This is a genomic window from Streptomyces hilarionis (assembly GCF_024539675.1).
In the GTDB taxonomy this organism is placed as follows: domain Bacteria; phylum Actinomycetota; class Actinomycetes; order Streptomycetales; family Streptomycetaceae; genus Streptomyces; species Streptomyces hilarionis.
This window is the reverse complement of record NZ_JAHHIT010000280.1, coordinates 1-5851: the sequence shown is the minus strand read 5'-3', so window position 1 is coordinate 5851 and position 5851 is coordinate 1. Positions and strand designations below refer to the sequence as shown.

Sequence of the window (5851 nt, the reverse complement as noted above, 5' to 3'; positions counted from 1 at the left end):
CCCGCACCCCCCGCACCCCCCGTTCTCCTCGTCCCGTTCCCGTCGTCGTGCGGCCGGTGTTCCCTGGCCGTCGTCGTCGGGCGACCCATCGACTCCGTGAGGCGACCGGTCCCGGACGGCCGAAAGCCTTTCGGCCCGTCCGGCCGAACCCTCACGGTCGGGGCGGACGGTCCCCATTGGGGTGGGGACCGTCCGCCCCGAGCCCCTCAGGGGCTGCTCAGGGGGCCTCACCGGGCCAACCCCACCCGGTGGGGCCCCTCTTCGAGCCCGCGCCCCGCCCTCACACCCGGCACGGGGTGTCAGTGATCCCGGCATCATGTGACAGGTATCACCGCTCAGGTGTGACCCTCGATTTAGGGGCCTCCTGCAAGCAGCGATAACCTGCGAGACGGACATGCCGCGCGCTCGGACACCGTGTGCGCCTCCCTTGTGACAGACAGCGGTCGGACGTCACGTTGCCCTCGCGGCACGCCCACGCAGACAACGAACCGCGAGATCACTGATAGGGACGGAAGCGCGTGGACCTGTTCGAGTACCAGGCGAGGGACCTCTTCGCCAAGCACGATGTACCGGTGCTGGCCGGTGAAGTCATCGACACGCCTGAGGCGGCCCGCGCAGCCACCGAGCGTCTCGGTGGCAAGTCCGTCGTCAAGGCCCAGGTGAAGGTCGGCGGCCGCGGCAAGGCCGGCGGCGTGAAGCTCGCCGCCACCGCCGACGAGGCCGTGGAGCACGCGACCAACATCCTCGGCATGGACATCAAGGGCCACACGGTCCACAAGGTGATGATCGCCGAGACGGCCCCGGAGATCCTGGAGGAGTACTACGTCTCCTTCCTCCTGGACCGTGCCAACCGCACCTTCCTCTCCATCGCGTCCGTCGAGGGCGGCATGGAGATCGAGGAGGTGGCGGCCACCCGTCCGGAGGCCGTCGCCAAGACGCCGATCGACGCCAACGAGGGCGTGACCCCCGCGAAGGCCCGCGAGATCGTCGAGGCCGCGAACTTCCCGGCCGAGGTGGCCGACAAGGTCGCCGACGTCCTCGTGACGCTGTGGAAGACCTTCATCGAGGAGGACGCCCTCCTCGTCGAGGTCAACCCGCTGGCCAAGGTCGCCTCCGGCGACGTCATCGCCCTCGACGGCAAGGTGTCGCTGGACGAGAACGCCGAGTTCCGTCAGCCGGGCCACGAGGAGTTCGTCGACCACGCGTCGGCCAACCCGCTCGAGGCCGCGGCCAAGGCGAAGAACCTCAACTACGTCAAGCTCGACGGCGAGGTCGGCATCATCGGCAACGGCGCGGGTCTCGTCATGAGCACCCTCGACGTCGTCGCGTACGCCGGTGAGGCGCACGGCGGCGTCAAGCCCGCCAACTTCCTCGACATCGGCGGCGGCGCCTCCGCGGCCGTCATGGCGAACGGCCTGGAGATCATCCTGGGCGACCCGGACGTCAAGTCCGTGTTCGTCAACGTCTTCGGCGGCATCACCGCCTGTGACGAGGTCGCCAACGGCATCGTCCAGGCGCTCCAGCTGCTCGCGGACAAGGGCGAGGAAGTCACCAAGCCCCTCGTCGTCCGCCTGGACGGCAACAACGCCGAGCTGGGTCGCAAGATCCTCTCCGACGCCAACCACCCGCTGGTCCAGCGCGTGGACACCATGGACGGCGCGGCCGACAAGGCCGCCGAGCTCGCGGCTGCGAAGTAAGGGAAGAGGGACAGAACAGCCATGGCTATCTTCCTGAACAAGGACAGCAAGGTCATCGTCCAGGGCATGACCGGTGCCACGGGCATGAAGCACACCAAGCTCATGCTGGCGGACGGCACCAACATCGTCGGTGGCGTGAACCCCCGCAAGGCGGGCACGTCCGTCGACATCGACGGCACCGAGATCCCGGTGTTCGGCACGGTCGCCGAGGCGATCGAGAAGACGGGCGCGAACGTGTCCGTCCTCTTCGTGCCGCCGGCCTTCGCGAAGGCCGCCGTCGTCGAGGCGATCGACGCCGAGATCCCCCTCGCGGTCGTCATCACCGAGGGCATCGCCGTCCACGACTCGGCCGCGTTCTACGCGTACGCCGTGTCCAAGGGCAACAAGACCCGCATCATCGGCCCGAACTGCCCCGGTCTCATCACCCCGGGCCAGTCGAACGCCGGCATCATCCCGGGCGACATCACCAAGCCGGGCCGCATCGGCCTGGTGTCGAAGTCCGGCACGCTGACCTACCAGATGATGTACGAGCTGCGGGACATCGGCTTCTCGTCCGCCGTCGGCATCGGAGGCGACCCGGTCATCGGCACCACGCACATCGACGCGCTCGCCGCGTTCGAGGCCGACCCCGACACCGACCTGATCGTCATGATCGGCGAGATCGGCGGCGACGCCGAGGAGCGGGCCGCGGCCTTCATCAAGGACAACGTGAAGAAGCCGGTCGTCGGCTACGTCGCGGGCTTCACCGCGCCCGAGGGCAAGACCATGGGCCACGCCGGCGCCATCGTCTCCGGCTCCTCCGGCACGGCCGCCGCGAAGAAGGAGGCCCTCGAGGCCGCCGGCGTCAAGGTCGGCAAGACGCCGACCGAGACGGCGAAGCTGGCGCGCGAGATCCTCGCGGGCTGAGCGCCGCACAGCGTCATGTCAGTGGGCCCGCCCCCCTCGTGGGGGCGGGCCCACTGACGTTCGCACCGGGCCAGGCGCGCGCTCATCTCGGTTCGGGCAGGATCCGCTGCGGACCGTGCCCCGTCGTCGAGCGCAGCTTGGCACGCAGTTTCAGCTCCGCGCCCGAGAGCGGGCCCGGCGCGGCGCGCGGGGGCACGCCCCGCACGGTCGCGCCCGGCGGGACCGGCGGCTCGTACCGTGTGGGGGCCGTGCGCAGGGTCAGCCCGGTCGCCCCGATGATCGCGACCGTGAACGCGATCGCCGCGCGCGTCCAGAAACGGGCCCGCTGCTCGCCGGCCGTCCGCACCGCGGGCGGGCCGGCCGCGCGCAGCCGTTGGGCGGACGCGACCTCCGCGAGGCGCCTGTGCAGTGCGGCGGGGTCCGCCAGTTCGGGCAGCCGCGCGGCGACCGACTCCCGCGCGCGCAGCAGCCGGTTCGCCGTCGCCGGTGTGCTCGCCTCGGTCTCGGCGGCGGTCTCGGGCAGATCGAGCCCGACGCCGTCGTAGAGCAGCAGCGTGCGGCGGCACGGCGCGGGGAGGGCCAGGAGGACGTCGAGCAGGGCGCGGTCGGACGCGTCGGACGGCGGCGGCTCGGGGTGGCGGTAGCGGGGGCGGAACCGGTGCCAGGGGGAGAGCGCGTACTCGTACGCCGTGGCCCGCACCCAGCCCGCCGGGTCGCGGTCCACGGCCACCTCGGGCCAGCGCTGCCAGGCCGTCTGGAACGCGCGCTCGACCGATTCGCGCGCCAGTGCGCGGCGACCGCAGAGCAGATACGTCTGCCGGACGAGCGCGGGGGCGCAGAACGCGTACAGCGCGTCGAAGGCCTGAGCGGGCGTCAAGGGAGGCCGGACGGGCGGCGGCAGGGGAGCCGGCTCGGTGTCCGTGTCGGGAGCCGTGTCGACGTCCGTGTCAACGTCCGTGTCGACGTCGGCGGTGGGGGTGGTGGGGGGCGCGGAGGCGGACGTGTCGGCGCGTGCCGGTTCCTCGTGCGCGCCGGGTGGGTGCGGCTTCCCGCCGGGGCGTAGCGTCACCGGCGGTCGAGGCGCGGCCTCCTGGGTGCCCGTCACCTGGCCCGCCGTGCCGGCGCTGCCCGCTTGCCGCGTCACGAGACACCCCTTCGCCCGAAAAAGTACATAAACGCATATTGAGCGACACAGCGATGGTTCGCCCGTTACGACGGGAAAGCGCGTGTCGTTGGGAGCATGGCGGTCGTGATCCAGATGACCGCTCGTCGACTGTCGCTGTCGCCCCTGCTCGCCCGGATGCGCGACCGATCGCCCGGACTGGCCGCCGGTCTCCTGGGCGGTGTGCTCGCCGCCGGACTCGGGCTCGGTTCGTTCGTCGTGCTCGTGATGGTGCTGTGGATCAGCTCCCCCTATCCCGACAGCGGCCCCGGCGGCGCGCTGCACGTCGCCGCGGCGCTCTGGCTGCTGGCCCACGGCGCGGAACTGGTCCGCGTCGACACCCTCTCCGGCGTTCCCGCACCGGTCGGCGTCTCACCCCTGCTGCTGCTCGCGCTGCCGGTGTGGCTGGTGCGGCGCGCCGCACGCGACGTGGTGGAGGGCGGCGACGGCGAGGATGGCGGCGCGGACGTCGACGTCCGCGTGAGCGGAGGCACGGCGTGGGCCGGCGTCGTGGCCGGATACCTCGCCGTCGGCTCGGGCGTCGCCTGCTACGCCGGGGCCGGGGGTGCGCTGCGCCCCTCGTGGGGGTGGACGGCGGTCTGCGTGCCGGCGGTCGCCGTGCTGGCCGCCGGAGCCGGGGTGTGGTCGGCCCTCGGCCGGCCGGGCGAGCCGGTGGACGGCGTGCTCGTGGCGCTTCCCCGCGGTCTGCGACGGCTGCTGCTCGGGGCGGACGCACGGGAGCGGCTCGGCGCGGCCGGCCGGGCGGCCGGGGCCGGCGCGGTGGTGCTCGTCGGGGGCGGGGCGCTGCTGGTGGCGGTGTCCTCGGTGTGGCACCTGGGCTCGGCCCGCGCGGCGTTCCTCCAGCTGACGGAGGGGTGGTCGGGGCGGTTCGCGGTGCTGTTGCTGTGCGTGGCGCTGGTGCCGAACGCGGCGGTGTGGGCCGCCGCGTACGCGCTCGGACCGGGGTACGCCCTCGGCGTGGGGCACGCGGTGGCCCCCATGTCCCCTGCCCCGGCCCCCTTGCTGCCGCCGTTCCCGCTGCTGGCGGCGGTGCCGGAGGCGGGGGGCGGGGCGCCGTGGGCCTGGGCCACGGGGGCGGTGCCGTTCGCGGCCGCGGTGACGGTCGGGGTCTTCGTCGCGCGGGCCGCGCGAGCGTCCGGGTCGCCCGCCTCGTCCGGGTCGTCGCCGGCCGCGGGCGGGAGCGGGTGGTCGCGGGGCAGGACCGCGGGGGCCGTGCTGCTGGCGGGCGTGGGGTGCGGGCTGCTGATGGGCGCGCTGGCGGGGCTGGCCGGCGGGCCGCTCGGGGTCGCCGCGCTGGCCCGGTTCGGGCCGGTGTGGTGGCAGGTCGGGGGTGCGGCGTCGCTGTGGGTCGTGGGGCTCGGGACGCCGGTGGCCCTGGGCGTGCGCGGATGGGGCGTCCTGCGGCGGCGGAGGGCGTCCGCGGGGGAGGCGGAACGGTCGGGGGAGCCGAGGGCCACGCTGTCCTCCGGCGGTCCGGGGGCCACGGGGGCCGCGGAGCTCTACGACTTCTCGGAGTCCGGGACGGGCGGGGTGCGGGAGGTGGGTGCGGTCGGCGAGGTCGTCGAGGCGACCCCGCCCTACGGCGTCTTCGAGAGGGGCGGGCTCGGCACGGCCTTCGCCGGCATCGGGCCGATTCCGTCCGCGGGCCTCTCCCCGTCGGCCGAGCCGGGCGCGTCCGCGGACGGGGCGCCGTTCAGTGGGCTCTTGGGTCCCGTGGGGCGGCTTGCGTCCGCCGGGCCCGACGCGTCCGCCGCACCGCTGCCGCTCACCGCCGGTTTCCCGACCGCCGAGTCCGGGTCGCCCGCCGGGGCGGCGGTTCCTCCCGCGCCCGTTGCGCCGCCCCGCACCCCTGAGGCCCCCGGCGCTCCTGAGGCCCCCGCGGCCCCCGTGGTCCCCAAGGCTCCCGAGGCGGAGGACTGGGAGAGGGCCAGGGAGGCGCGGTGGGCCGCTTTGCGCGAGGCGGGCGAGGACGACGTGAACGGGGAGGGCGGCGCGGGGTCGCGGCCGTGACCCCCGCGAGCCTCACCCTTCGCGCTCCCGCCCCCGTCCTGCCCTGTTCTGGCCC

At 74.2% G+C, this 5851-nt stretch carries 4 protein-coding genes; 3 read left to right on the top strand and 1 reads right to left on the bottom strand.

Annotated elements, in window-relative coordinates; all coding sequences use genetic code 11:
* The first annotated feature begins 518 nt into the window (after positions 1–518).
* Complete coding sequence (gene sucC, locus KMS84_RS37615) at positions 519–1697, top strand: ADP-forming succinate--CoA ligase subunit beta (RefSeq protein WP_256921050.1); 1179 nt, start codon at positions 519–521, stop codon at positions 1695–1697.
* A 21-nt stretch (positions 1698–1718) separates the two neighbouring features.
* Positions 1719–2603 carry a succinate--CoA ligase subunit alpha gene (sucD, locus tag KMS84_RS37610; protein WP_123762597.1) on the top strand — a complete coding sequence of 295 codons (885 nt, stop codon included), beginning with the start codon at positions 1719–1721 and terminating at the stop codon, positions 2601–2603.
* Positions 2604–2685: 82 nt separating this feature from the next.
* On the opposite strand, the gene KMS84_RS37605 is transcribed toward sucD, so the two are convergent.
* Positions 2686–3747 (bottom strand): RNA polymerase sigma factor, encoded by a 1062-nt coding sequence (locus tag KMS84_RS37605; RefSeq protein WP_256921049.1) that lies wholly within the window; start codon positions 3745–3747, stop codon positions 2686–2688.
* Positions 3748–3843: 96 nt separating this feature from the next.
* Here KMS84_RS37605 and KMS84_RS37600 point away from each other — a divergent pair, with 96 nt between their 5' ends.
* The gene (locus tag KMS84_RS37600) at positions 3844–5796 is read left to right on the top strand and encodes a cell division protein PerM (protein WP_256921048.1); all 1953 of its coding nucleotides are present in this window, start codon (positions 3844–3846) and stop codon (positions 5794–5796) included.
* The last annotated feature ends 55 nt before the right edge of the window (positions 5797–5851 follow it).